At 61.2% G+C, this 25,679-nt stretch carries 22 protein-coding genes; 14 read left to right on the top strand and 8 right to left on the bottom strand.

Annotated elements, in window-relative coordinates:
• Positions 1 to 40 precede the first annotated feature (40 nt).
• Together ACTJJ6_RS19855 and ACTJJ6_RS19860 are read left to right on the top strand one after the other, a co-directional pair.
• A complete protein-coding gene (locus ACTJJ6_RS19855) occupies positions 41 to 304 on the top strand; it encodes a FitA-like ribbon-helix-helix domain-containing protein (protein ID WP_004930730.1) in 264 nt (87 codons plus the stop codon).
• Positions 301 to 780: a type II toxin-antitoxin system VapC family toxin gene (locus ACTJJ6_RS19860; RefSeq protein WP_016930378.1), complete on the top strand. Its 480-nt coding sequence runs from the start codon at positions 301 to 303 to the stop codon at positions 778 to 780. The genes ACTJJ6_RS19855 and ACTJJ6_RS19860 overlap by 4 nt, the downstream gene beginning before the upstream one ends.
• A gap of 33 nt (positions 781 to 813) precedes the next feature.
• Here ACTJJ6_RS19860 and envZ read toward each other — a convergent pair whose 3' ends face one another.
• The 4 genes from envZ to cbpA all read right to left on the bottom strand — a co-directional run bounded on the left by envZ (position 814) and on the right by cbpA (position 4,431).
• Positions 814 to 2,184: a two-component system sensor histidine kinase EnvZ gene (envZ, locus tag ACTJJ6_RS19865; RefSeq protein WP_015379311.1), complete on the bottom strand. Its 1,371-nt coding sequence runs from the start codon at positions 2,182 to 2,184 to the stop codon at positions 814 to 816.
• On the bottom strand, positions 2,181 to 2,900 hold the full coding sequence (ompR, locus tag ACTJJ6_RS19870; protein WP_004709363.1) for an osmolarity response regulator transcription factor OmpR: 720 nt from the start codon (positions 2,898 to 2,900) through the stop codon (positions 2,181 to 2,183). The genes envZ and ompR overlap by 4 nt, the downstream gene beginning before the upstream one ends.
• Positions 2,901 to 3,157: 257 nt before the next feature.
• On the bottom strand, positions 3,158 to 3,463 hold the full coding sequence (locus ACTJJ6_RS19875) for a chaperone modulator CbpM (RefSeq protein ID WP_004930739.1): 306 nt from the start codon (positions 3,461 to 3,463) through the stop codon (positions 3,158 to 3,160).
• A gap of 5 nt (positions 3,464 to 3,468) precedes the next feature.
• Positions 3,469 to 4,431 (bottom strand): curved DNA-binding protein, encoded by a 963-nt coding sequence (gene cbpA, locus ACTJJ6_RS19880; protein ID WP_016930380.1) that lies wholly within the window; start codon positions 4,429 to 4,431, stop codon positions 3,469 to 3,471.
• A 230-nt stretch (positions 4,432 to 4,661) separates the two neighbouring features.
• On the opposite strand from cbpA, the gene greB reads away from it, so the two are divergent.
• The 5 genes from greB to ACTJJ6_RS19905 all read left to right on the top strand — a co-directional run bounded on the left by greB (position 4,662) and on the right by ACTJJ6_RS19905 (position 11,083).
• Complete coding sequence (gene greB / locus ACTJJ6_RS19885) at positions 4,662 to 5,135, top strand: transcription elongation factor GreB (protein WP_016930381.1); 474 nt, start codon at positions 4,662 to 4,664, stop codon at positions 5,133 to 5,135.
• 157 nt (positions 5,136 to 5,292) lie between these two features.
• A complete protein-coding gene (locus ACTJJ6_RS19890) occupies positions 5,293 to 7,626 on the top strand; it encodes a Tex family protein (protein WP_033639208.1) in 2,334 nt (777 codons plus the stop codon).
• 606 nt (positions 7,627 to 8,232) lie between these two features.
• Positions 8,233 to 8,457 (top strand): ferrous iron transporter A, encoded by a 225-nt coding sequence (gene feoA / locus ACTJJ6_RS19895; protein ID WP_028127609.1) that lies wholly within the window; start codon positions 8,233 to 8,235, stop codon positions 8,455 to 8,457.
• 71 nt (positions 8,458 to 8,528) lie between these two features.
• A complete protein-coding gene (gene feoB, locus ACTJJ6_RS19900; RefSeq protein WP_016930384.1) occupies positions 8,529 to 10,844 on the top strand; it encodes a Fe(2+) transporter permease subunit FeoB in 2,316 nt (771 codons plus the stop codon).
• Positions 10,844 to 11,083, top strand: a complete 240-nt coding sequence (locus ACTJJ6_RS19905) for a FeoC-like transcriptional regulator (RefSeq protein WP_016930385.1) — start codon at positions 10,844 to 10,846, stop codon at positions 11,081 to 11,083. The genes feoB and ACTJJ6_RS19905 overlap by 1 nt, the downstream gene beginning before the upstream one ends.
• A gap of 41 nt (positions 11,084 to 11,124) precedes the next feature.
• Here the strand turns inward: ACTJJ6_RS19905 and ACTJJ6_RS19910 are convergent, their stop codons facing one another.
• Both ACTJJ6_RS19910 and bioH read right to left on the bottom strand, forming a co-directional pair.
• Positions 11,125 to 11,409: a YdgH/BhsA/McbA-like domain containing protein gene (locus tag ACTJJ6_RS19910; RefSeq protein WP_004930765.1), complete on the bottom strand. Its 285-nt coding sequence runs from the start codon at positions 11,407 to 11,409 to the stop codon at positions 11,125 to 11,127.
• 270 nt (positions 11,410 to 11,679) lie between these two features.
• The gene (bioH, locus tag ACTJJ6_RS19915; protein ID WP_016930386.1) at positions 11,680 to 12,450 is read right to left on the bottom strand and encodes a pimeloyl-ACP methyl ester esterase BioH; all 771 of its coding nucleotides are present in this window, start codon (positions 12,448 to 12,450) and stop codon (positions 11,680 to 11,682) included.
• Positions 12,451 to 12,490: 40 nt separating this feature from the next.
• Here bioH and gntX point away from each other — a divergent pair, with 40 nt between their 5' ends.
• Both gntX and nfuA read left to right on the top strand, forming a co-directional pair.
• Positions 12,491 to 13,174 carry a DNA utilization protein GntX gene (gene gntX / locus ACTJJ6_RS19920; RefSeq protein WP_028128296.1) on the top strand — a complete coding sequence of 228 codons (684 nt, stop codon included), beginning with the start codon at positions 12,491 to 12,493 and terminating at the stop codon, positions 13,172 to 13,174.
• Between the two features lie 58 nt (positions 13,175 to 13,232).
• Positions 13,233 to 13,808 carry a Fe-S biogenesis protein NfuA gene (nfuA, locus tag ACTJJ6_RS19925; RefSeq protein WP_004930777.1) on the top strand — a complete coding sequence of 192 codons (576 nt, stop codon included), beginning with the start codon at positions 13,233 to 13,235 and terminating at the stop codon, positions 13,806 to 13,808.
• Positions 13,809 to 13,992: 184 nt separating this feature from the next.
• Here the strand turns inward: nfuA and malQ are convergent, their stop codons facing one another.
• Both malQ and malP read right to left on the bottom strand, forming a co-directional pair.
• Entirely contained in the window at positions 13,993 to 16,083 is a 2,091-nt protein-coding gene (gene malQ / locus ACTJJ6_RS19930; protein ID WP_440803948.1) for a 4-alpha-glucanotransferase, read from the bottom strand.
• A 9-nt stretch (positions 16,084 to 16,092) separates the two neighbouring features.
• A complete protein-coding gene (gene malP / locus ACTJJ6_RS19935; protein ID WP_110147488.1) occupies positions 16,093 to 18,498 on the bottom strand; it encodes a maltodextrin phosphorylase in 2,406 nt (801 codons plus the stop codon).
• Between the two features lie 460 nt (positions 18,499 to 18,958).
• Between malP and malT the strand changes: the two genes are divergently transcribed.
• The 5 genes from malT to glpD all read left to right on the top strand — a co-directional run bounded on the left by malT (position 18,959) and on the right by glpD (position 25,655).
• Complete coding sequence (gene malT / locus ACTJJ6_RS19940; RefSeq protein WP_350024359.1) at positions 18,959 to 21,673, top strand: HTH-type transcriptional regulator MalT; 2,715 nt, start codon at positions 18,959 to 18,961, stop codon at positions 21,671 to 21,673.
• Between the two features lie 82 nt (positions 21,674 to 21,755).
• Positions 21,756 to 22,082 (top strand): thiosulfate sulfurtransferase GlpE, encoded by a 327-nt coding sequence (gene glpE, locus ACTJJ6_RS19945; RefSeq protein ID WP_004930790.1) that lies wholly within the window; start codon positions 21,756 to 21,758, stop codon positions 22,080 to 22,082.
• A gap of 171 nt (positions 22,083 to 22,253) precedes the next feature.
• Entirely contained in the window at positions 22,254 to 23,090 is an 837-nt protein-coding gene (gene glpG, locus ACTJJ6_RS19950) for a rhomboid family intramembrane serine protease GlpG (RefSeq protein ID WP_016930391.1), read from the top strand.
• A gap of 50 nt (positions 23,091 to 23,140) precedes the next feature.
• A complete protein-coding gene (locus tag ACTJJ6_RS19955; protein WP_004930797.1) occupies positions 23,141 to 23,899 on the top strand; it encodes a DeoR/GlpR family transcriptional regulator in 759 nt (252 codons plus the stop codon).
• 247 nt (positions 23,900 to 24,146) lie between these two features.
• Positions 24,147 to 25,655 (top strand): glycerol-3-phosphate dehydrogenase, encoded by a 1,509-nt coding sequence (gene glpD / locus ACTJJ6_RS19960; RefSeq protein WP_004930801.1) that lies wholly within the window; start codon positions 24,147 to 24,149, stop codon positions 25,653 to 25,655.
• Positions 25,656 to 25,679: the final 24 nt, after the last annotated feature.

Below are 25,679 nucleotides of genomic sequence, written 5' to 3' on the forward strand. Positions count from 1 at the left end.
AAATAAGTCAATGCAATCATTGATAGCAAAGGAGGTTTCAATGGCTACTATCACCGTCAGAAATCTGGACGACGAAATCAAAGAGCTGCTGCGTATCTCAGCGGCGAAAAACGGCCATTCCATGGAAGAGGAAGCGCGCATGATCCTGAAACAGGCGCTGGTGAAAAAGCCGCCGCGCTATGGATTGGGTACCTGGATGCATCAGCACTTCGCCGAATTCGGCGGCGTTGAGCTGGAGATCCCACCGCGTGACGCCGTGCCGCCACGCATCGTCACCTTTGATGATGAAGATGACAACGCATGATCATTATCGACACCAACGTCATTTCAGAAACGCTGCGTCCCAGCCCGTACTACAACGTCATTAACTGGTTAAATGAAAAGGACAATGACGAGCTCTATCTCAGCGCCATTGTCCTTGCCGAACTGTTTAGCGGCGTCGCCTGCATGCCTGACGGCAAGCGCCAGCGGGATCTCAAGCTGAAATTGGCGGACGCCATTGAATTGAAGTTCGAGGGGCAGATATTGCCGTTTGATGGGCTGTGCGCGATGCAATACGCGGAATTGACGGCAAGGAATCGGCTGCTGGGTAAAGCGATGAGCGTGCCGGATACCCAAATCGCCGCCACCTGCCTGCATTACGGCGCCGCCCTGGCCACCCGCAATACCAAAGACTTCCTCCACTGCGGCATCGAGTTAATCGATCCGTGGCAGGCGCCGACCGGCCGTCGGTTGCATGAAGATGCGGCGGAATACTACGTGATGAGCAGAAAGTCCTGACGGGGCCGCAGCGGCGCGGCCCACACCAGAGTGTCAGGCGTTTTCCCTGGCCGTTTGATGGCCGTTGGTCGACTCTTTTTTCTCCATCGGCAACGGAATATACGCGCGGATCAACAGCCCACCGCGCTCGCTGGTGCCGATATCCAGTTCGCCGTCATGCGCGTCGATAATACGCTGCACGATCGCCAGCCCCAGACCGGTGCCGCTGGTGCTGCGCGCGCTGTCACCGCGTACGAACGGCTGCAGCAGGTGCTTCAATTCTTCCGGCTTGATGCCCGGGCCGTCATCTTCCACCTGGAACCAGCCGCGCTGCAGCTCGCGACCGCTGCTGACCTTGATCCAACCGTTGCCGTAACGCGCCGCGTTCACCACCATGTTCACCGCCGCCCGCTTAATCGACAGCGGATGCACATTCATCATCAGCTCGCCCGGCGACAGCGCGGTTTCAATTACCCGCTCATAGCCGCTTTCCGCCGCGACCACTTCGCCTAAAATGGCGTTCAGATCGCTGCTTTCGGTCGGCATCTCCTGCCCGGTGCGCAGATAATCGATGAACTGCTCGATGATGGCATTGCACTCTTCGATGTCTTTATTGATCGACTCGGCCAGATAACCGTCTTCGGCGCTCATCATCTCCGTCGCCAGCCGAATGCGCGTCAACGGCGTGCGCAGGTCATGGCTGACCCCGGCCATCAGCAAGGTGCGATCGTCCGCCAGCTGCTTGACGCCCGACGCCATCTGATTGAATGCGCGAGTCACTGACCGCACTTCGGAAGCGCCATACTCGCGCAGCGGCGGCGGAATGATGCCCTTGCCCACCTGCAGCGCCGCATGTTCCAGCTCCACCAACGGGCGGTTTTGAATGCGGATAAACAGCCAGGCGCCGCCGATCGCGAGCAGCATGATCGCCAGCGTATAGCGGAACAGCGGCGAGAAGTCGCCCTGGTGGATTTCTGTCAGCGGCACGCGCACCCAGATATCGGGCTGCAGCCAGGTTTTCAGCCACACCACCGGGGAGTTCTTGTTCACCTCCACCCGAACATCGGTCGGCCCGCCGAGCTGCTGCGCCATCTGCTGGCTGAGGAACTGGTAGTGCTGCGCCCAGCGCAGGCCGCTCTCCTCCGCCGCCGAATTCGTGTAGAGAGAGATGCCCAGTTCGCGGTAGATCTCACGGCGGAATGCCGGCGGCACTTCCAGCAGCGTGCCGTCTTCCAGCTGCAGCCGATCGGTCATCAGCATACGCACTTCGTAGGCCAACACCTTGTTGAACTGCTGCAGGCTGGGCAGGATGGCGAAGTTCAGCACCACCAGATAGGTCGTCACCAGGCTGACGAACAGCAAGGTGACGATCAACAACAGGGTTCGGGCAAACGAGCTACGCGGTGAAAAGCGCAATCGCCTCATGCCTTGCTGCCGTCCGGTACGAAGACGTAGCCGAGACCCCACACGGTCTGGATATAACGCGGATGCGCCGGATCTTCTTCAACCATGCGGCGCAGGCGAGAGATCTGCACGTCAATGGAACGCTCCATGGCGCTGTATTCGCGGCCACGCGCCAGGTTCATCAGCTTATCGCGCGACAGCGGTTCACGCGGGTGGCTGACCAGCGCCTTCAGTACCGCGAACTCGCCGCTGGTCAACGGCATCGGTTCGTCTTCGCGGAACATTTCGCGGGTGCCGAGGTTCAGTTTGAATTTGCCGAACGCGATCACCGCCTCTTCCTGCGAAGGCGCGCCCGGCAGTTCGTTCGCCTGGCGGCGCAACACCGCGCGGATACGAGCCAACAGCTCACGCGGGTTGAACGGTTTAGGAATGTAGTCGTCGGCGCCGATTTCCAGCCCCACGATGCGATCGACCTCTTCGCCTTTGGCGGTGACCATAATGATCGGCATCGGGTTGCTCTGGCTGCGCAGGCGGCGGCAGATGGACAGGCCGTCTTCGCCCGGCAACATCAGATCGAGCACCATCAAATGGAAGGATTCACGAGTCAGCAAGCGATCCATTTGCTCAGCGTTGGCAACGCTGCGAACCTGGAAGCCCTGCTCGGTTAAATAACGTTCTAAAAGCGCGCGCAGGCGCATGTCATCATCGACAACCAGGATCTTATGATTCTCTTGCATGGTATTACTCCCAAAGGCTTTATTGCCTGACTCGAATATTGTTAGAAAACCTTGCCATTTGAGACAGCGTTTAATGGTATGTATTCTAGACGAAATTGTTACAAAGCTTATTCTTTTCCCCATTTATCAACAATTTTCAGTGAATGTCGACGGGGGTTCGTTAAAATTTCGCCCTTTATCGGCGCAATGTGGGGCGACGGCCCAATTTTGCACAATTTCGCCACCGGCGAACCGACCGGTGGCGTTTAGCCGTCGGGTCAGGAAGTCTGCAGGAAACGCGCCAGCTGCCGGCGCAACTGCCGGTTCTCTTGCTGCAGCGCATCAACCCGATCGAGCAACGTCAACGCCATAGCGATCCCCGGCCAATCCAGATCCAGCTCGGCACGCAGCCTGCGCGCGCGCTGCAGATGGCTCAGCGCCGGGTAATCGAACTCCCAGCGCGGCTGCGCCGGCTCCAGCGGCACGATCACGCCCAGGCCGACGATCTCGACCAATTCATCCTCTGAAATCTCCACTCGCTGACACAGTTCCACCACGGTGAATGTGATCTCTTTCTTCATCATGTGCTTTACTCCCATTCCGCACGCGGGTTGAACGCCGCCTGCTCAGCCAGCTCTCGCCACAGGGCGCTGGCCTTCTCGTTCGGCTTCGGCGGCATCACCACCTTGAGAATGACATACAGATCGCCGGGCTCTTTCTTGCCCGCCAGCCCTTTGCCCTTGACCCGCAGCCGTTTGCCGCTCTGGCTGCCGGCCGGCACGGTCAACGCGATTTTGCCGGTCAGCGTCGGCACCTCGATGCTGGCGCCGAGCGCCGCTTCCCACGGGGCGAGCGGCGCCACGATGCTCAGATTGTGGCCATCAATTTCGAACAGCGGATGCGGCGCGAGGCGGATGACCAGATACAGGTCGCCGTTCTGGCCGCCGCCCACGCCGGCAACGCCCTGCCCCTTGAGGCGAATGCGCTCGCCGTCGCCCACGCCGGCCGGGATTTTCACGTTCAGCGTTTTGCTGGCTTCGCTCACCTGCCGCCCCAGCTCGTCGTACACCGGCAGCGTGTAGGAGATCTCGCGGCTTTGGCCATGCAGCGTTTCCTCGAGGAACAGCGGCACCTCCATTTCGAGATCCTGGCCGCGGAAGCCATGCCCGCCGTGCGAGTGCGAAGCGGAGCGATGCCCGCCCGCCGCCCGCCCGCCGAACATGCTTTCGAAGAAATCGGAGAAGTCTTGCGCGTCGGCGCCGCCGCCGTGCCATGAAGCGCTCTGCTGATAGCCGCCGTGATCGCCGCGCGCCTGGCGGCCAAAGTTCGGATCGTTGCGATGCAGCCGGATCTGATCGTACTCGGCGCGGCGCTCCTCGTCCTTCAGCACCTCATAGGCTTCGGCCACTTCCTTGAACTTGCTTTCGGCGTCGTCTTCAGTGCTCACGTCAGGGTGATATTTACGCGCCAGCCGACGGTAGGCCGTTTTGATGGTTTTCAGATCGGCGTTGGGCTCAACGCCCATCGTGGCGTAGTAATCTTTAAATTCCATGCGGTAATACCTTCAATGTGTTGGGTTGTGCGCCAAAATTCCTTGTCTCTCTCGCCAGATATCCTCCTTTCGTCACATTCCTTTTCCGCTATCGCTAAGCATACTCCCGATTGTTAAAAGCTGCGCAAACTGAATAAAAACCGTGCGACAACGCGCAGGCCCGCGCGCCATTTCTAAAGCCCCCCGCATTCACGTACACTGTGGCGGTAACCCCATAAAGATAAATCACGATGAGAACTCAACTGATAACCCGTGAAGGGTATGACAAGCTCAAACAAGAGCTGGATTACCTCTGGCGCGAAGAACGCCCCGAGGTGACCAAGAAAGTGACCTGGGCCGCCAGCCTGGGCGACAGAAGCGAAAACGCCGATTACCAGTACAACAAGAAGCGGCTGCGCGAGATCGATCGCCGCGTCCGCTATCTGACCAAATGCCTGGAGCAGTTGAAGATCGTCGATTACTCCCCGCAGCAGGAAGGCAAAGTGTTCTTCGGCGCCTGGGTAGAGGTGGAGAACGAAGACGGCGAAATCAAACGCTTTCGCATCGTCGGTTACGACGAGATCTTCGGCCGCAAGGATTACATCTCCATCGACGCGCCTATGGCGCGCGCCCTGCTGAAAAAAGAGGTCGGGGACGTCGCCACCGTCAATACGCCGCTGGGCGAGGCGCAGTGGTACGTGAACGAGATAGACTACCCGAAGTAAGCTTTCAGCTTTTTCCGAACCGCCGCCAACGCCGCCGCCTGAGCTGTTCTCCACGCCGCGGCCGCGCGGCGGCGGCCCGCTCCACTGGCATTTTCCCCGATCAATCCGTATAACTGTCCCCTGTTTATTCACCGTTCTCAATACAGATACCAGACCTATGAATGACCCACTGAGCCGCATTATTGCAACAGAACTGCAGGCCCGGCCGGAGCAAGTCGACTCCGCCATCCGTCTGCTGGATGAAGGTAATACCGTGCCCTTTATTGCACGCTATCGTAAGGAAGTCACCGGGGGCCTGGACGACACCCAACTGCGCCAGCTGGAAACCCGCCTGGGTTATCTGCGTGAACTGGAAGATCGTCGCCAGACCATCCTGAAGTCGATCGATGAACAGGGCAAACTGACTGAACAACTGGCGGGGGCGATCAACGCCACGCTGAGCAAGACCGAACTCGAAGACCTCTACCTGCCGTACAAACCGAAGCGCCGCACCCGCGGCCAGATCGCCATCGAAGCCGGCCTGGAACCGCTGGCGGACACGCTGTGGCAGGATCCGCAACAGCAGCCGGAACAACTGGCCGAACGCTACGTCGACGCCGACAAGGGCGTGGCGGATGTGAAAGCCGCCCTCGACGGCGCGCGCTATATCCTGATGGAGCGCTTCGCCGAAGACGCCGCACTGCTGGCCAAGGTGCGCGACTACCTGTGGAAAAACGCCCATCTGGTGTCCAAAGTGGTCGAGGGCAAGGAAGACGAAGGCGCCAAGTTCCGCGACTATTTCGATCACCACGAACCGATTTCCCAGGTGCCTTCGCACCGCGCGCTGGCGATGTTCCGCGGCCGCAACGAAGGCGTGCTGCAGCTGGCGCTGAACGCCGATCCGCAGTTTGAAGAAGCGCCGCGCGAAAGCCAGGCGGAGCTGATCATCATCAATCACCTCAATCTGCGCCTGAACAACGCTCCGGCCGACGCCTGGCGCAAGGCGGTGGTCAACTGGACCTGGCGCATCAAGGTGTTGCTGCACCTGGAAACCGAGCTGATGGGCACGGTGCGCGAGCGCGCGGAAGATGAAGCGATCAACGTGTTCGCCCGCAACATGCATGATCTGCTGATGGCTGCGCCGGCCGGCATGCGCGCCACCATGGGCCTCGATCCGGGCCTGCGCACCGGAGTGAAAGTCGCCGTGGTCGACGCAACCGGCAAGCTGGTCGCCACCGACACCGTCTACCCGCACACCGGGCAAGCGGCCAAAGCCGCCGCCATCGTCGCGGCGCTGTGCATCAAACACAATGTAGAGCTGGTGGCCATCGGCAACGGCACCGCGTCGCGTGAAACCGAGCGTTTCTATCTCGACCTGCAAAAGCAGTTCAGCGACGTCCGGGCGCAGAAAGTGATCGTCAGCGAAGCGGGCGCATCGGTGTACTCCGCGTCCGAACTGGCGGCGCAGGAGTTCCCGGATCTCGACGTATCGCTGCGCGGCGCGGTGTCCATCGCTCGCCGCCTGCAGGATCCGCTGGCGGAGCTGGTGAAGATCGACCCGAAATCCATCGGCGTCGGCCAGTATCAGCACGACGTCAGTCAGAGCCAGCTGGCGAAGAAGTTGGATTCGGTGGTGGAAGACTGCGTGAACGCCGTCGGCGTCGATCTGAACACCGCGTCGGTGCCGTTGCTGACCCGCGTGGCCGGCCTGACGCGCATGATGGCGCAGAACATCGTCAACTGGCGCGACGAGAACGGCCGCTTCAGCAACCGTGAACAGCTGCTGAAGGTCAGCCGCCTGGGGCCGAAAGCGTTCGAACAGTGCGCCGGCTTCCTGCGCATCAACCACGGCGACAACCCGCTGGATGCCTCCACCGTTCACCCGGAAGCCTATCCGGTGGTGCAACGCATCCTGGCCGCCACCGAGCAGGCGCTGCAGGATCTGATGGGCAACGCCTCCGCGGTGCGCAGCCTGAAAGCAGTTGATTTCACCGACGACAAGTTCGGCGTGCCGACGGTCACCGACATTCTGAAAGAGCTGGAGAAGCCGGGCCGCGATCCGCGTCCGGAGTTCAAAACCGCCACCTTCGCCGAAGGTGTGGAAACCCTCAACGATCTGCAGCCGGGCATGATCCTGGAAGGCTCGGTGACCAACGTCACCAACTTCGGCGCCTTCGTGGATATCGGCGTGCATCAGGACGGCCTGGTGCACATCTCCTCGCTGGCGGACAAATTCGTCGAAGATCCGCACACCGTGGTGAAGGCCGGCGACATCGTCAAAGTGAAGGTGATGGAAGTCGATCTGCAGCGTAAACGCATCGCGCTGAGCATGCGCCTGGATGAGCAACCGGGTGAAGGCTCGCCGCGCCGCGGCGGCAACGCGCCGGCACAGTCGCGCGACACCGCCAACCGTTCGGCGGGCGGCAACAAGGCCAAACCGCGCAACGCGGCGCCGGCCGGCAACAGCGCCATGGGCGACGCGCTGGCGGCGGCATTCGGCAAGAAACGCTAAGTCAGAGCCAACAGGGCGGAGCCTGCTCCGCCCTTTCTGATGAATAAAACTTGCGGCATTTCTTGACCCGTCTCAATAAACCGTCATCTTTTTATTTCCTGTTCCTGCGTGATCACCCTCTCATTATTCAGCCAGCAAAAATGCCTTCTGCAGCCATTTATTAACAACTTTGTTAACACGCATTTTTCATCTCGCCAATTGTGAGAGAAACACAAATGGTTACCGCTCGCATTACGGCGGAATAATGTTATCGAATTGCTTTTCAGCGGAAATAAATAAAGGGAAAAAACCCTCGATATTTGCAAACGAGAAAACTTGGCTACAAATACGCAACTGATTTAACTCGCCATTCTCATTTGTTCCCCATCGCAAGCGGTGGTAAAACGTCGTTAATCAAGACAACGCCATCAAAAACTGTCGACGCCATAATAGTTGGTTACAATACCCCTACTTTTTGTATTGAACGCGATAATGATAATTACTATTATTTGCGCTCACTTTATTGCATGACCTTATGGATGAATACCGCCGACGGCGTGGCATTTTCGCCGGCAACGTCCAATTATCATCAGCCCGATGTTCATCGGCACCCGGAAGGTTAATCACATGCAGCTTCAACCTAAACACACATATAAGATTATCGGCTTTTCCGGTGAAATTGCGCCGGCCTACCGCCAGAAACTGTTATCGCTCGGCATGCTGCCCGGCTCTTCGTTCGACGTGGTGCGCGTCGCGCCGCTGGGCGATCCGATAGAAATTAAAACCCGCCGCGTCAGCCTGGTGCTGCGCAGGAAAGATCTGGCGCTGCTGCAGCTCGACGGCCAGCCCTGAACCGGCACGCCTCCATTTGCCGACGCGCCCTTGCGCCGGCGCTGTTCTCCTTGAAGACGACACGCTGAACTATGAAAAAACTCACCATCGGCTTAATCGGTAACCCGAACTCCGGCAAAACCACGCTGTTCAACCAGCTGACCGGCGCACGCCAACGGGTCGGCAACTGGGCGGGCGTGACGGTCGAACGCAAAGAAGGCCATTTCACCACCCCGCAGTCCGACGTGCGGCTGGTCGATTTGCCCGGCACCTACTCCCTCACCACCATCTCGGAGCAAACCTCGCTCGATGAGCAGATCGCCTGCCACTACATTTTGAGCGGCGACGCCGATCTGCTGATCAACGTGGTCGACGCCTCCAACCTGGAGCGCAACCTCTACCTGACGCTGCAATTGCTGGAGCTGGGCATCCCCTGCATCGTGGCGCTGAACATGCTCGACATCGCCAAAAGCCAGCATATCGATATCGACGTCGCCGCGCTGTCGGCGCGCCTCGGCTGCCCGGTAGTACCGATGATCTCCACCCGCGCCGACGGCATCGGCGTGCTGAAACAGATGATCGACAATCATCGCATCAACGAACAGCAGGCGCTGGTGAACTACCCGCCGTTGCTGCTGAAAGCGGTCGCCACGCTGAGCGACGCCATGCCGCAAACGCTGCCGGCGGTGCAACGCCGCTGGCTGGCATTGCAGATGCTGGAGGGCGACATCTACAGCCACCGGCTGGCCGGCCCCGCCGTCGCGCTGCTGCCTGCGGCCATTCAGGCGTTGCAACAGCAGCAGCAAGAAGACCCGGCGCTGGTGATCGCCGACGCGCGCTACCAGTCCATCGCCACCCTGTGCGACGCGGTCAGCAACTCGCAGCAGGCGATGCCCAACCGCCTGACCGATATGCTGGATAAAGTGATCCTCAACCGCTGGCTGGGCGTGCCGATCTTCCTGTTGGTGATGTACCTGATGTTCCTGCTGGCGATCAATATCGGCGGCGCGCTGCAGCCGATCTTCGATATCGGCTCGGCGGCGATCTTCATTCAGGGCATTCAGTGGCTCGGCTACACCCTGCACTTCCCCGACTGGCTGACCGTATTCCTGGCGCAGGGCGTCGGCGGCGGCATCAACACCGTGCTGCCGCTGGTGCCGCAGATCGGCATGATGTACCTGTTCCTATCGTTCCTGGAAGACTCCGGCTACATGGCGCGCGCGGCGTTCGTGATGGATCGCCTGATGCAGGCGCTCGGGCTGCCGGGCAAATCCTTCGTGCCGCTGATCGTCGGCTTCGGTTGCAACGTGCCGTCCATCATGGGTGCCCGTACGCTGGACGCCCAGCGCGAGCGCCTGATCACCATCATGATGGCGCCGTTCATGTCCTGCGGCGCCCGTCTAGCGATCTTCGCGGTGTTCGCCGCCGCCTTCTTCGGCCAGGACGGCGCCGGCGTGGTGTTCTCGCTGTATATGCTCGGCATCGCGGTGGCGATCCTGACCGGCCTGGTACTCAAATATACCCTCATGCGCGGCGAAGCCTCGCCGTTCGTCATGGAGCTGCCGGTTTACCACGTGCCGCACCTGAAAAGCCTGCTGCTGCAAACCTGGCAGCGGTTGAAAGGCTTCGTGTTGCGCGCCGGTAAGGTGATCGTGGTGGCCAGCATATTCATCGGCGGCCTGAACAGCTTCTCGTTCAGCGGCAAAACGGTCGACAACATCAACGACTCCGCGCTGGCCTCCGTCTCCAAAGTACTGACGCCGCTGCTGCAGCCGATGGGCGTCCACAGCGATAACTGGCAGGCCACCGTTGGGCTGGTGACCGGCGCGATGGCGAAAGAAGTGGTGGTCGGCACGCTGAATACGCTGTATACCGCCGAGCACATCAACAAAGAGGCGTTCGACGCCGCCAACTTCAACTTGCTCGATGAACTGGGCGGCGCGCTGCAGGAAACCTGGGACGGCCTGAAAAACACCTTCAGCCTGAGCGTGCTGTCCAACCCGATCGAAGCCAGCAAGGGCGACGGTGAGATGGGCGTCGGTTCGATGGGCGTGATGAGCAGCAAATTCGGCTCCGGCATCTCCGCCTACAGCTACCTGATCTTCGTGCTGCTGTATGTGCCTTGCGTTTCGGTGATGGGCGCCATCGCCCGCGAATCGAGCCGCGGCTGGATGACCTTCTCTATCCTGTGGGGGCTGAACGTGGCCTACTCGCTGGCGACGCTGTTCTATCAGGCGGCGACCTTCAACCAACACCCGCAGTACAGCCTGACGGCGATCCTGGCAGTGGTGCTGGTGAATCTGCTGGTGCTGTTCGGCCTGCGCCGGGCGCGCAGCCGCGTCACGGTGCGCCTGGGCAACGCCACGCCGGCGGCCTGTTGCCAGAGCGCCAAAGGGAGCTGTCACTGATGGCCGGGCTGCTGCAGGTGCGCGATGCGCTGGCGCTGCGCGGCAGCGCCCAGGCGCAGCAGCTCAGCCAATCGCTAGCGACGCCGTTGCCGCTGGTGCAGGCGATGCTGGATCGTTTGACAGCAATGGGGAAAGTGGAACGTATCGAACAGGATGGCGGCGCCTGTCTGAGCGGCGGCTGCAAAAGCTGCCCGCAGGGCCAGGGATGCAGCACGGTGTTCTACCGGCTGAAGGCCTAACGATCAGGGGCGCCGCAGCGGCGCCCCTTGCCGTTCAAGGCTTATTGCTTGTCTTTGTAAACTTCGGCGATGGCGCTGAATTTACCGTGTTCGCGGCCCGCCAGGATCACGTAGTATTGACCGCCCTTTTCGTCCGCCAGTTTGGACAGCTCTTCCTTGGCGTCCATCGGTGACGTGGTTTCCGCCGTCGTGGTGACGGTGCCGATCTTCTCGTATTTACCCGGATTCTTATCCAGATCTTCCTTGGTCAGCAGGGTTGCCGCCATGGAGCCGAAAGACACCGAACCCAGCACTGCCGCTGCAATAATCATCTTCAATGATTTCATGACACTAACCTCTCAATGGATAATTTATCTGTTATGAAAGCCGTCCAGGATCCATGCGTAGTACCGCAGGCTGCCGCGACATCCACAGGCCTCGTTGCTTTCCCTGACGGGGCCTGTTTCCCAGAGACGAAACGCCAAAATGAAAATCGCCGCACGCGGTCTTTTCATTTTGCAGCCAACGCATTGACTCACTAAGTATTGAACAGCTTTGTCTTTTATCCACCCGGCGGCGTTTTTTTTCGCGCTCTATCGTGCGTTTTCCCGCTGCATTCAATGTGCTGCAATAAACGCTTCGATCATCGTCACAAATTCATCGGGATGAGAGATAAACGGCGCATGGGCGGCTTTGGCCACGATCTGCGACGTGGAGTTCGGCCAGGCGGCGTCGAGCAGCTCGGCGACCTTGCGCGGCACCAGCCCGTCCAGATAGCCGTAGATCCGCAGCAGCGGCAGATTCAACTCCGCCAGCGGCGCGCGCAGATCGGCGGTGCGCAGGATCTCCAGCCCGCCGTTCAGTACCTCGACGCTCGGCGTCGGTTGGTTGAGCACTACCGCTTTCAGCTGGCGCGCATCCTGACGCGCGCTCTCGGTGCCCAGCGTCTGCAGCGCCAGAAAACGCTCGACGGTGCGCTGGAAATCCAGGCTTAGCTGGTGCTGGAAACCGCTCAGCACATCCGGACGGATCCCCGGCCACGCATCGCGGGCGGCAAAGCACGGCGAAGAGGCCACGGTGATGAGCCCGCTGACCCGCTGCGGCTGCATCAGCGCCGCCTGGCTGGCCACCAGTCCGCCGAGCGACCAGCCGAGCCACCAGGCCTGCGGCGGGGCAGCCGCCAGCACGATTTCCGTCATCTGCTCCAGCGACAGGGCGCCGAACCCCTGGCTGCGGCCGTACCCCGGCAGATCGACCAGGTGCAGGCGAAAATGCGGCGTCAGCCGCGCCTGAATGCAACGCCACACTTCGGCGTTCAATCCCCAGCCGTGCAGCAGCACAAGATCGCGTTCGCCTTCGCCTATTGTTTGCCAGTACAGCGCTGTCATTGGTTATTGTCCTTTCATGCTTACCCGTCTCGGAGACGCTATGCTATCAATCCGCAGCCGCTGTTGGCTATGCCGACAACCGTTGAGCCTGATGCGTCATGGCATCTGCAGTTGCTGCCTGCGCCATCTGCCGGCCCACCCGCCGTGTTGCCCGCGCTGCGGATTGCCCGCCGGGAAGGCGCGAACGCCCTGCGGCCGCTGCCTGCAACGGCCGCCGCCCTGGCAACGGCTGGTGTTCGTCGGCGACTACGCTGCGCCCCTCAGCCAACTGGTAAAAAGGTTCAAGTTCCACCGCGCGCCCGAGCTCGCGCCGACGCTGGCGCGCCTGATGCTGTTGCGGTGGCAGCAGGCGCGCAGAGAGCAGTATCTGAACAGACCCGACCTGATTTTAGCGGTACCCTTGCATGCATCACGCTGCTGGCGCCGTGGCTATAACCAGAGCGATCTGCTGGCGCGGCCGCTGGCGCGCTGGCTGGGCTGCGCCTATCAGCCCGCCGCCTTGCGCCGGGTGCGCAAAACCGCCCTGCAACAGCGGCTGAGCGCCTCTGCCCGCAGACGCAATCTGCAGCGCGCGTTCGCCTGTACCGTGCCGGTCGCCGGCCGGCATATCGCCTTGGTGGATGACGTGGTGACCACCGGCAGCACCGTCGCGGCGATCGCGGCGCTGCTGCGGCGGCAAGGCGCCGCCTCGGTGCAGATATGGTGCGTTTGCCGCACGTTGTAGTGCCACGGCAATGGGCGTATTATAACCGACTATAGAAGTCAACTATTGAGCTAATGCTATGATCCGTATAACAGATGCTGCACAGGAACACTTTGCCAAACTGCTGGCAAATCAAGAAGAAGGCACCCAAATCCGCGTATTCGTGATCAACCCGGGCACGCCGACGGCCGAATGCGGTGTCTCTTATTGCCCGCCGGACGCGGTAGAAGCGACGGATACCGAACTGAAGTTCGACAAACTGTCCGCCTATGTCGATGAGCTGAGCGCGCCGTATCTGGAAGACGCCGAAATCGACTTCGTGACCGACCAGCTGGGTTCTCAGCTGACGCTGAAGGCGCCGAACGCCAAGATGCGCAAGGTCGATGACGACGCGCCGCTGATGGAGCGCGTGGAGTACGTGCTGCAGTCGCAGATCAACCCACAGCTGGCGGGCCACGGCGGCCGCGTAACGCTGATGGAGATCACCGACGACAACATGGCTATTCTGCAGTTCGGCGGCGGTTGCAACGGCTGTTCGATGGTCGACGTCACGCTGAAAGAAGGCATCGAGAAAGAGCTGCTGCAGAAATTCCCGGAGCTGAAGGGCGTGCGTGACCTGACCGAGCACCAGCGCGGCGAGCACTCCTACTACTGATACCCTTCTTACTTGAAGTTGCAGCGTTGTTGGCCGCATGCGCACACCCCAGTCACTTACTTAAGTAAGCTCCTGGGGATTTACGCACTTGCCGCCTAGCTGCAACTCCAATTAATTCGGGTATCCGTCATTTGGATGGGACTAAAGTTCTCGTCCTTTGACCTAATACAACGACACCTCATCGTCACCCCACCGACACCTTGCGTCGGCGCTTGTCCAAATCCTTCAGCAGCCGGTTTATCCGCGGGTCGGCGAACATCTCCTCCAGCGTCCGGGTCAGCTTGCGCCGCCAGTTAGGGTACTGATCGCTGGTGCCGGGAATGTTGACCGGATCCGCCATATCCAGCCAGTCTTCCGGCTGCAGGCCGAGCAAGGCGCTGGCGCTGTCGGCGACATAACGCTGCAGGCCGCGGTTGAGCAGCGGGCTCATGCCGAGCAGCGCCGCCTTCTTGCCCACCTTCTGCGGCACGCAGCCATAGCGATGCAATCCGTCCAGCAATCCCTGCTTGGCGCGTTCCCGATCGGCGAACAGCGCCCGCAGGATTTCCGCGTCCGGGTAAAGACCCAGCCGGTTGCCGAGCGTCAGGTCGTCGCTTTGCCAGTAGCCGCGCAGCGTCGGCAGATCGTGGGTGGTGATGGTCGCCATCGCCTGCACCGGATAGGCCTGCGGCGCGCGGAAATGGTGTTCGCCGTCGCTTTCGAAATAGAGCACTTTGTAGGAATAGACGCCGCTGTCGCGCAGCTTGCCGACGATTTCCACCGGCACCGTGCCGAGATCCTCACCGATCACCATGCAGCGGTGGCGCTGGCTTTCCAGCGCCAGCACCGCCAGCAGATCGTCCACCGGGTATTTGACGTAGGCGCCGCGATCGGCGGTTTCGCCATACGGGATCCACCACAGCCGCAACAGCGCCATGACGTGATCGATGCGCAGCGCGCCGCAGCTGGTCATGTTGGCGCGCAAAAGATCGATGAACGGCTGATACCCGCGCGCCGCCATCACGTGCGGATCCATCGGCGGCAGGCCCCAGTTTTGCCCCAGCGGCCCCAGAATATCCGGCGGCGCCCCGACCGACGCTTTCAGGCAGTACAGCTCACGGTCACACCAGGTTTCCGCCCCGCCTTCCGCCACCCCGACCGCCAGATCGCGATACAGGCCAATCGGCATCTGCTGCTGTTGACTCTGGTCAAAACACTGCGCGAACTGCGTGCCCGCCAGCCATTGCAGCCACAGATAAAAGCGAACCGCGTCCTGATGTTCAGCGCAGAACTGCCGCACCGCTTCGCTCTGCCCCTGCCGATAACGTTCGGGCCAGGCCGGCCAGCCCCACTGGCTGGCGTCTTTGGCCGCCAGATGGGCGTGCAGCGCATCAAACGCCGCCTGCTGATACAGGCTGTCGCCGCCCTCAGCCACAAACAGCTCGAACGCCTGACGCTGCGCGTCGTTCGGCTGGCGCGCCTGAAACAGCGGGAACGCCAGCTTCAGCGCCGCCAGCTTCAGCTGCATCACGGCGGTGTAATCCACCCACTCCGCGGCGCGCGCCCTGGCCAGCTGCTTCTGCGTCGCCGGCTTCTGCCACCAGCGCTGCGCCGCGTCGCTGCGCTGGAAATCCTCCACCGCGTTGACGTCGATATACGCCAGATTCAGCCAGCGGCGCGACGAGGGGCTGTAGGGGCTGGCGCTCTCCGGGTTGGCCGGATACAGCGCATGGATCGGATTGAGGCCGACGAAGGCACCGCCGCGTTCCCCCACCTGCTCCACCATCAGGCGCAGATCGCCGAAATCGCCGATGCCCCAGTTGCGATCGGAACGCAGCGTATACAGCTGAACGCAGGCGCCCCACAGTTTCTTGCCGGTCAGCAAGGCGTCCGGCTCGAAGCAGCGCCTCGGCGCGACGATCACGCGGCATGACCACTGCCGCACGCCCTGGCTCAGCGTCAATTGATGGTAGCCCGCCGGCAAATCGCCGGGCAACGTCAGGGTCTTGCGCGCGCCGACGCGCCCCTGCAGGCATTCGCCGTCTTCACGCTGCAGCGCCCACAGGTACTCGCCTTCACCCGCCGGGGTCAACGCCAGCGGCGCGCCCTGATAGAACACCTTGACCGCCGGTAACGGCGACGCCGCGTCTTCCTGCGCGGCATCGGCCCGATTCATGGCCGCCAACAGCTTGCGCTTGGTCTCCGGTTCAATCGCCTGCCGCTTGCCGTGGGCATTGATGAAATCGGCAGCGATCCCCGCCTGCGCTGCCGCCTGATCGATACGCTTGCGATCCATTCGCTCTCCTTAACGTTTGGCTTGCCAGATGCGCTGCTGATAATCGCGGATCGAGCGATCCGAGCTGAACATGCCGACGCGCGCGGTGTTAAGGATAGCCCGCCGCGTCCACTCGTCCCGATCGCGATACAGTTCATCGACCCGGCGCTGCGCCTGGCAGTACGAGGCAAAGTCCGCCAGCACCAGGTAGGGATCGCCGCCTTCCAGCAGGCTGTGCAGCATCATGTCGAACGCGTGCTTATCGCCGTGGCTGAAGGCGCCGCTCGCCAGCTCGTCCAGAATCGCCTTCAGGTGCTTGTCTTTCTTGCGGTAGCTGAGCGGATCGTAACCCTTCGCCACTATCGCCTTCACCTGCTCCACGGTATTGCCGAAGATAAAGATATTGTCTTCGCCCACCTGCTCGGCAATTTCGACGTTGGCGCCGTCCAGCGTGCCGACCGTCAGCGCGCCGTTCAACGCCAGCTTCATGTTGCCGGTGCCGGAGGCCTCTTTGCCGGCGGTGGAGATCTGTTCGGAGATATCCGCCGCCGGGATCATCAGTTCGGCCACCGAGACGCGGTAGTCAGGGATGAACGCCACTTTCAGGCGATCTTTCACCAACGGATCGTTGTTGATCTTCTCGGCCGCCTGATTGATGGCGTAGATGATGTTCTTCGCCAGGTAGTAGCCCGGCGCCGCCTTGGCGCCGAACAGGAAGACGCGCGGCACGATGTCCAGGTTGGGGTTGTCGCGCAGCTGGCGATACAGCGACAGGATGTGCAGCAGGTTCAGGTGCTGACGTTTGTATTCATGCAGGCGTTTGATCTGCACGTCGAAGATCGCGTCCGGGTCGAGCGTCAACCCCATCACGCCGTGCACGTAATGGGCCAGCGCCACCTTGTTGTCGCGTTTGATCTGCTGATAACGCTGGCGGAACGCCGCGTCGTCGGCGAATTTTTCCAGCCCGCGCAGCGCGTCGAGATCGCTCGCCCACTCCACCTTCAGCGTCTCGTCGATCAGGCCCGACAGCGCCGGGTTGCACTGTTTCAGCCAGCGGCGCGGCGTGATGCCGTTAGTGACGTTATGGAATTTGTTCGGCCACAGCTGGTGATATTCCGGGAACAGATCTTTCACCACCAGATCCGAGTGCAGCTGCGCTACGCCGTTGACCGCAAAGCCGCTGACCACGCACAGGTTGGCCATGCGCACCTGCTTGTTGTGGTGCACCGCCAGTTTGGCCCACACCGCCTCGTCGCCCGGCCAATGCTTATCCACCAATTTTTTAAACCTGGCGTTGATTTGTTTGATGATGGAGAAATGGCGCGGCAGCAGGCTGCGCACCAATTTTTCATCCCAGCATTCCAGCGCTTCCGGCATCAGGGTGTGGTTGGTATAGGCGAAGGTGTTGCTGGTGATCGCCCAGGCCGCCTCCCACTCCAGCTGGTGTTCGTCCAGCAGAATGCGCAGCATTTCCGGAATGGCGATGGTCGGGTGGGTGTCGTTCAGTTGGATCACTTCGTACTTCGGCAGCTCTTCAATCTTGCGGCCGGCCTGATGGTGCTTGCGCAAAATGTCCGCCACCGAGCAGGCGCACTGGAAATACTGCTGCATCAGGCGCAGGCGCTTGCCGGCCTGATGGTTGTCGTTCGGGTAGAGCACCTTGGTCAGCTTGTCGGCTTCTACGCCCTGCTTCTCCGCCTGCAGGAATTTGCCGTCGTTGAAATCGCTCAGGTTGAACGGATGCTGATGGGTCGCCTGCCACAGGCGCAGCGGCTGCGCCACGCCGTTGCGATACCCCAGCACCGGCAGATCCCAGGCTTCGCCGCGCAGGGTGAAGGCGGGGCGCCACAGTTCGCGGCCGTCGGCCTGCTTTTCCAGCTTGCCGCCGATGCCCACGTCCACCGCCAGCGCGGCGTTGTGGCGGAACCACGGGTAGCTCTCGCGCTGCCAGTTATCCGGCGCCTCTTGCTGTTGCCCTTCGCGGAACGACTGGCGGAACAGCCCGTACTGGTAATTCAGCCCATAGCCGGTGGCCGGTTGTTCCACCGTCGCCATCGAGTCGAGGAAACAGGCCGCCAGCCGCCCCAACCCGCCGTTGCCCAGCGCCGGATCGGTTTCCTGCTCCAGCAGATCCGCCAACTTGACGTTCTGCTCGGCCAGCGCCTGCTCGACGGTGTCGTACCAGCCCAGGTTGATCAGGTTGTTCGCCGTCAGCCGGCCGATCAGAAACTCCATCGAGATGTAGTTTACGTGGCGCAGCGGTTTGGCGCTTTTGCGCGGCGCCGGCTGTGCGGCCAGTTGCTCGGCCAGCGCCGCACTGACGGCCTCCCACCATTGATGTTGCGTCATTTGCTGCGCGGAACTGAGGCCGAACCGTTGCCACTGACGGGCGAGCGCCGCCAGAAAAGCATCCTTCTTGAGCGTAGGCTGTGACATAAGGAAAACTCTCTATCCAGTAAGTGGGTCAAATTGCCGCTATCGTGCCGGTGAGAAAGCCTGACGGCATCATCCCGCCTGGGGATTAGCTGGGGAGGAGGATTGGGGCGTAGCTGGAATTGTGATCTCAGGCACTTTTTGACTCCCTTGCAACGATGCAAAAAAGCCCGCCAACGCGTGCGGCGAGCACTGAGAACGTTAACCCTGACGTTAGCACAAGTATTCGCGCTGCTGAAGTTTTGTCCATGGCCGGAAATGCGATCCGCCACCGTATCGCCGTACTCCGACGCCAAACGTAAAAAAGTGTGATCGATAGCAACTTAACTCCAAGCCGATGCGGAAGCTTGTTGCAATACGTTTAGGGTTGGCAGAAGTTAGGGGGAGCTATTAATTACGAACCATAAAATAATTAGCGCCACTCCAATCCCGGCGGGAACCGCGATTTATACCCTGGAATACTATGCTGATCCCATCAAAACTGAGCCGCCCGGTACGGCTGCAAAATACCGTGATCCGCGATCGCCTGCTGGCCAAACTGGCCAGCGCGGGCAACTATCGCCTGACACTGGTCAATTGCCCGGCGGGATACGGGAAAACCACGCTGATCGCCCAATGGGCAGCCGGCAAGGCCGATCTGGGCTGGTATTCCCTGGATGAGAGCGACAACCAGCCGGAGCGCTTCGCCAGCTACCTGATCGCCGCGCTGCAGCAGGCCAGCGGCGGCCGCTGCGTCAAGAGCGAGGCGCTGAGCCAGAAACACCAGTACGCCAGCCTGTCGGCGCTGTTCGCCCAACTGTTTATCGAGCTGGCCGACTGGCATCAACCGCTGTACCTGGTGATCGACGACTATCACCTGATCACCAACGACGCCATTCACGAAGCCATGCGCTTTTTCCTGCGCCATCAGCCGGAAAACCTGACGCTGATCCTGCTCTCGCGCACCTTGCCGCCGCTCGGCATCGCCAACCTGCGGGTGCGCGATCAGCTGTTGGAAATGGGCACGCAGCAGCTGGCGTTCACCCACCAGGAGGCCAAACAGTTCTTCGATTGCCGTCTGGCGGCGCCAATGGAACAGCAGGACAGCAGCCGCCTGTGCGACGAAGTCGAGGGCTGGGCCACCGCGCTGCAGCTGATCGCGCTGTCGGCCCGCCAATCCGCTTCGTCCGCTCAACTGTCGGCCAAGCGGCTGGCGGGGTTGAACGCCAGTCACCTGTCCGACTACCTGGTAGACGAAGTGCTGGATCACGTCGATGCGGATGCGCGCGCTTTCCTGCTGCGCTGTTCGGTGCTGCGCTCGATGAACGACGCGCTGATCGTGCGGCTGACCGGCGAAGACAACGGCCAGCAACGGCTGGAGGAACTGGAACGCCAGGGGCTGTTTATCCACCGCATGGACGACACCGGCGAATGGTTCAACTTCCATCCGCTGTTCGCCTCTTTCCTGCGCCAGCGTTGCCAGTGGGAACTGGCGCTGGAGCTGCCGGGGCTGCATCGCGCCGCCGCCGAGGGCTGGCTGGCGCTGGGGTATCCGGCGGAGGCCATTCACCACGCGTTGGCGGCCAGCGACGTCAGCATGCTGCGCGATATCCTGCTGCAACACGCCTGGTCGCTGTTCCACCACAGCGAACTGGCCTTGCTGGAGGAGTGCCTCAACGCGCTGCCCTATGAACGCCTGATCCAAAACCCCAAGCTGGCGCTGCTGCAGGCCTGGCTGGCGCAGAGCCAGCACCGCTACAGTGAGGTCAACACCCTGCTGGAGCGCGCCGAGCGCACCATGCGCGAGCAGAAAATCGAGATAGACCAAACGCTGCACGCCGAGTTCGACGCCTTGCGCGCCCAGGTGGCGATCAACGCCGGCAAACCGGAAGAAGCCGAGCGGCTGGCGACCGAAGCGTTGAAATTCCTGCCGCTGTCCAGCTACTACAGCCGCATCGTCGCCACCTCGGTAACCGGCGAAGTGCACCACTGCAAGGGCGAACTGGCGCGCGCGCTGCCGATGATGCAGCAGACCGAGCAGATGGCGCGTCGTCATCAGGCCAACCATTACGCGCTCTGGGCGCTGCTGCAGCAGAGTGAAATCCTTATCGCCCAAGGCTTCCTGCAGGCCGCTTACGAAACCCAGGATAAGGCGTTCGAACTGATCCGCGAGCAGCACCTGGAACAGCTGCCGATGCACGAATTTCTGCTGCGCATCCGCGCCCAGATCCTGTGGTCATGGTCACGGTTGGACGAAGCGGAAGACGCGGCGCGCGCCGGGCTGAAAATTCTGGCCAACTACCAACCGCAGCAGCAGCTGCAGTGCATCGCCATGTTGGCCAAATGCTCGCTGGCGCGCGGCGATCTGGACAACGCCAATACCCATCTGCAGCGCTGCGAAACCCTGCTGCACGGCGCCCACTATCATCGCGACTGGCTGACCAACACCGACAAGTCGCGGGTGATCCACTGGCAGATGACCGGCGATACCGCCGCCGCCGCCCAGTGGCTGCGCCACACCGAAAAACCCGGCATGGCGGACAACCACTTCACGCAGGGCCAATGGCGCAACATCGCGCGGGTGCAAATCCTGCTCGGCCAGTATGAAGAGGCCGGCGTGGTGCTGGATGAACTGAACGAAAACGCTCGTCGCCTGCGGCTGGTGAGCGATCTCAACCGCAACCTGCTGCTCAGCAACCAGCTCTACTGGCTGCTGGAGCGCAAGGGCGAAGCGCAGCAGGCGCTGATCGAAGCGCTGTCGCTGGCTAACCGCACCGGCTTTATCAGCCACTTCGTCATCGAAGGCGAAGCGATGGCGCAACAGCTGCGTCAGCTGCTCCAGCTCAACACGCTGCCGGAGCTGGAGCAGCATCGCGCCCAGCGTATCCTGCGCGACATCAACCAGCATCATCGGCACAAGTTCGCGCATTTCGACGAGAACTTCGTCGATAAGCTGCTGACCCACCCGCAGGTGCCGGAACTGATCCGCACCAGCCCGCTCACCCAACGCGAATGGCAGGTGCTGGGGCTGATCTATTCCGGTTACAGCAACGACCAGATCGCCGGCGAGCTGGACGTGGCGGCCACCACCATCAAGACGCACATCCGCAACCTGTATCAGAAACTGGGCGTGGCCCATCGCCAGGAGGCGGTGCAGCAGGCGCAGCAACTGCTGAAGATGATGGGCTACGGCGCGTAAAAACCCTGATGTCCCTCTGGTCTTAAACGCCGCAGAGTTGGTTACAATAGCGGCGTCCCCCTATTACGAGGCAGTCAGCAGTATGGAACAGTTCGAAGCGATCAACGTTGAGCAGGCGTACACCCGCTGGAAAGAGGGCAGCGCCGCCCTGGTCGACATCCGCGATCCGCAAAGTTTTGAAGCCGGGCATACGCCGGGCGCCTTTCACCTCACCAACGCCACCCTGTCGGCCTTTATGCAGCAAAACGACTTCGAGCGGCCGGTGATGGTGATGTGCTACCACGGCAACAGCAGCCGCAGCGCGGCGCAGTACCTGCTGCACCAGGGGTTCGACGCGGTCTACAGCATCGACGGCGGTTTCGAGGCCTGGGCCCGCCAGTATCCGCAAGACGTGGAAACCTCTGCCTGATCCCCGCCGCCCGCCGCGCGTCGGCGGGCTTCCCCTTCATTTTTATGCGCGTTTTCGCGGGTTTTTCGCAGATCCGTTTGCCAGCGCTCAGGATTTCGACGTTATAATCGGCCGTCAGGGTCGCCGGCGAGCAAGCCGCGGCCAAAATCATTCACTTACGACGGAAGAGCAATGGTTAGAGTAATCGCCATATCCAACCCGCGCCTGGCGCTGGCCTTTGTCGACTATATGGCGACCCAGGGCATCCGGCTTGAGCTGCGCAACAGCGGCGAGGCGGCGGAAATCTGGCTGGCCGACGACGGTCACCTCGAGCAGGTGCAACACGAGCTGCAGCAGTTTCTGGCCGATCCGCTCAACCGCCGTTATCAGGCCGCCAGCTGGCAGACCGGCCATACCGACGCCGGCCTGCATTATCAGAGCGAATCCTACCTGCACACCCTGCGCAGCAAGGCCGGTCCGCTGACGCTCGGCGTGATGGTGCTGTGCATCGCGGTCTATATTCTGATGCAGGCGCTCGGCGACGATACCGTGATGTATTGGCTCTCCTGGCCGCAGGACAGCAGCCAATACACCCAGCTGTGGCGCTGGATCAGCCATGCGTTCCTGCATTTCTCCCTGCTGCATATCCTGTTTAACCTGATGTGGTGGTGGTATCTCGGCGGCCAGATGGAAAAACGCCTCGGCGCCGGCAAGCTGTTCGTGCTGGCGGTGGTGTCGGCCTTCTTCAGCGGCTGGGCGCAATCGCTGTTCAGCGGCGCGCTGTTTGGCGGGCTGTCGGGCGTGGTCTATGCGCTGATGGGCTATGTGTGGCTGTCGGGCGAACGGGCGCCGGAGCGCGGCCTGATGCTGCCGCGCGGCCTGATGGTGTTCTCGGTGTTGTGGCTGGTGGCCGGATATTTCGATATTTTAGGAATGTCGATCGCCAACGCGGCACACGTAGCCGGTTTAGTGTTAGGGTTATTGATGGCATTTTGGGATACGCGTCATCGCGCACACAACGAACAATAACAGCCGAGAGCTATGTCCAGCGGGCATAGCGGGCGTTTTAGGGGATTATCGTGAAGCAAACACAGCGTCATGACGCAATTATCGAGCTGGTGCGCCTGCAGGGTTACGTCAGCACGGAAGAGCTGGTCGAACATTTTGACGTCAGCCCGCAAACGATTCGCCGCGATTTGAATGACCTGGCCGACCAGAACAAGATCCAGCGTCACCACGGCGGCGCGGCGCTGCCTTCCAGCTCGGTCAACGCTGCCTATAACGATCGCAAGGTGATGTGGTCGGAAGAGAAGGCCCGCATCGCGCAGCGCGTCGCCAGCCAGATCCCGGACGGCGCCACGCTGTTCATCGATATCGGCACCACGCCGGAAGCGGTGGCCCATGCGCTGATGAACCACAAGAACCTGCGCGTGGTCACCAACAACCTTAACGTCGCCACCCTGTTGACCGCCAAGGAAGACTTCCGCCTGATCCTGGCCGGCGGCGAAGTGCGCACACGCGACGGCGGCATCATGGGCGAAGCCACCCTGGACTTCATCTCCCAATTCCGTCTCGATTACGGCATTCTCGGCATCAGCGGCATCGATATGGACGGCTCGCTGCTCGAATTCGACTATCACGAAGTGCGCACCAAACGCGCGATTATCGAAAATTCCCGCTGCGTGATGCTGGTCACCGACCATTCCAAATTCGGCCGCAACGCCATGGTCAACCTGGGCAACATGAACCTGATCGACTACCTGTTTACCGACCAACTGCCGCCGCCGAGCGTGATGAAAATCATCGAACAGTACGACGTGCAGCTGGAGTTGTGCTGATTCGGCCTTAACCTGCGGGGCGCGCCGCCGTCCCGTTTCATACCTTCAGGCTCCCCTCATCGACAGCCGTTTGCGCGCCCGCGCCATATCCATACTGCTTGTGTGACTATCATCACCAAACTGTTACCTCTATCACGCCTAAATGTTTTTGTTTGGTTAACTCTTGGCTTGCCTGTTGGTTTTTGATTACAATCATGAGCGAAAACGAACATGAAAGAGCTATTTCGAACATCTGGAGGAAGATGACGTGGAAACCAAAGACTTGATCGTTATCGGTGGCGGCATCAACGGTGCCGGCATCGCGGCGGATGCTGCCGGGCGCGGGCTGTCGGTACTGCTACTGGAAGCGCAAGACTTGGCCTGTGCTACGTCTTCCGCCAGTTCCAAACTGATCCACGGTGGCCTGCGCTACCTGGAACACTACGAATTCCGTCTGGTGAGCGAAGCGCTGGCCGAACGTGAAGTGCTGCTGAAGCTGGCGCCGCACATCGCGTTCCCGATGCGTTTCCGCCTGCCGCACCAGCCGCACCTGCGTCCGGCCTGGATGATCCGTATCGGCCTGTTCCTGTACGATCACCTGGGCAAACGCACCAGCCTGCCGGGCAGCAAGGGTTTGCGCTTTGGACCAGAGTCGGTGCTGAAGCCCGAATTGAAGCGCGGTTTCGAATATTCCGACTGCTGGGTCGACGATGCTCGCCTGGTGGTGCTGAACGCGCAGGAAGTGGAAAAACGCGGCGGCGAAGTGCGCACCCGCACCAAAGTGACCCGCGCATGGCGTGAAAACGGCCTGTGGATGGTGGAAGCGGTCGATATCGACAGCGGCAAAACCTTCACCTGGCGCGCCAAAGGCCTGGTGAACGCCACCGGCCCGTGGGTGAAAAACTTCTTCGACGACGGCCTGAAGCTCAAATCGCCTTACGGCATCCGCCTGATCAAAGGCAGCCACATCGTGGTGCCGCGCGTGCACGATCAGCCGCAGTCTTACATTCTGCAGAACGAAGACCACCGCATCGTGTTCGTGATCCCGTGGAATGACGAGTTCTCCATCATCGGCACCACCGACGTGGAGTACAAAGGCGATCCGAAAGACGTGAAGATCGACGAGAACGAAATCGCTTATCTGCTGAAAGTGTACAACGATCACTTCAAGAAGCAGCTGGGCCGCGACGACATCGTCTGGACTTACTCCGGCGTGCGTCCGCTGTGCGACGACGAATCCGATTCACCGCAGGCGATCACCCGCGATTACACGCTGGACGTGCACGACGAGCAGGGCAAAGCGCCGCTGCTGTCGGTCTTCGGCGGCAAGCTGACCACCTACCGCAAGCTGGCCGAACATGCGATGGAAAAACTGGCCCACTACTACCCAGGCTGCGGCCCGGCGTGGACCAAAAACGCCACGCTGCCGGGCGGTGACATCGACGGCGATCGCGATGGCTACGCGGCCAAACTGCGCCGTGCGCACGGCTGGCTGCCGGAAGCCCTGGCGCGCCGCTATGCCCGCACCTACGGCAGCCAGAGCGAGCTGATCTTGGCCGGCGCCAACGGCCTCGCCGATCTGGGCGAAGATTTCGGCCACGGTCTGTATGAAGCCGAGCTGCGTTACCTGACCGAGAAAGAGTGGGTCGTAGAGCTGGACGACGCCATCTGGCGCCGCACCAAGCTGGGCATGTGGCTGGACGAGGCGCAGCAGGCGCGAGTGAAAGCCTGGCTGGCGGAACACGCGAAAACGAAAGCGCTGTCTCTGGCTTCCTGAGCTGCAGCGTAACGACAAAGGGCC

It is taken from the genome of Serratia sp. 22278 (assembly GCF_052045405.1).
In the GTDB taxonomy this organism is placed as follows: Bacteria; Pseudomonadota; Gammaproteobacteria; order Enterobacterales; family Enterobacteriaceae; genus Serratia; species Serratia marcescens.

Coding starts and splice junctions, on each gene's coding strand:
- feoA (WP_028127609.1), top strand. CDS start 8,233: ATGCAGCTTCAACCTAAACACACATATAAGATTATCGGCTTTTCCGGT.
- malT (WP_350024359.1), top strand. CDS start 18,959: ATGCTGATCCCATCAAAACTGAGCCGCCCGGTACGGCTGCAAAATACC.
- glpE (WP_004930790.1), top strand. CDS start 21,756: ATGGAACAGTTCGAAGCGATCAACGTTGAGCAGGCGTACACCCGCTGG.
- ACTJJ6_RS19905 (WP_016930385.1), top strand. CDS start 10,844: ATGGCCGGGCTGCTGCAGGTGCGCGATGCGCTGGCGCTGCGCGGCAGC.
- envZ (WP_015379311.1), bottom strand. CDS start 2,184: ATGAGGCGATTGCGCTTTTCACCGCGTAGCTCGTTTGCCCGAACCCTG.
- ACTJJ6_RS19860 (WP_016930378.1), top strand. CDS start 301: ATGATCATTATCGACACCAACGTCATTTCAGAAACGCTGCGTCCCAGC.
- gntX (WP_028128296.1), top strand. CDS start 12,491: ATGCTATCAATCCGCAGCCGCTGTTGGCTATGCCGACAACCGTTGAGC.
- ompR (WP_004709363.1), bottom strand. CDS start 2,900: ATGCAAGAGAATCATAAGATCCTGGTTGTCGATGATGACATGCGCCTG.
- ACTJJ6_RS19875 (WP_004930739.1), bottom strand. CDS start 3,463: ATGATGAAGAAAGAGATCACATTCACCGTGGTGGAACTGTGTCAGCGA.
- feoB (WP_016930384.1), top strand. CDS start 8,529: ATGAAAAAACTCACCATCGGCTTAATCGGTAACCCGAACTCCGGCAAA.
- malP (WP_110147488.1), bottom strand. CDS start 18,498: ATGTCACAGCCTACGCTCAAGAAGGATGCTTTTCTGGCGGCGCTCGCC.
- glpG (WP_016930391.1), top strand. CDS start 22,254: ATGGTTAGAGTAATCGCCATATCCAACCCGCGCCTGGCGCTGGCCTTT.
- ACTJJ6_RS19910 (WP_004930765.1), bottom strand. CDS start 11,409: ATGAAATCATTGAAGATGATTATTGCAGCGGCAGTGCTGGGTTCGGTG.
- malQ (WP_440803948.1), bottom strand. CDS start 16,083: ATGGATCGCAAGCGTATCGATCAGGCGGCAGCGCAGGCGGGGATCGCT.
- greB (WP_016930381.1), top strand. CDS start 4,662: ATGAGAACTCAACTGATAACCCGTGAAGGGTATGACAAGCTCAAACAA.
- nfuA (WP_004930777.1), top strand. CDS start 13,233: ATGATCCGTATAACAGATGCTGCACAGGAACACTTTGCCAAACTGCTG.
- ACTJJ6_RS19855 (WP_004930730.1), top strand. CDS start 41: ATGGCTACTATCACCGTCAGAAATCTGGACGACGAAATCAAAGAGCTG.
- bioH (WP_016930386.1), bottom strand. CDS start 12,450: ATGACAGCGCTGTACTGGCAAACAATAGGCGAAGGCGAACGCGATCTT.
- cbpA (WP_016930380.1), bottom strand. CDS start 4,431: ATGGAATTTAAAGATTACTACGCCACGATGGGCGTTGAGCCCAACGCC.
- ACTJJ6_RS19890 (WP_033639208.1), top strand. CDS start 5,293: ATGAATGACCCACTGAGCCGCATTATTGCAACAGAACTGCAGGCCCGG.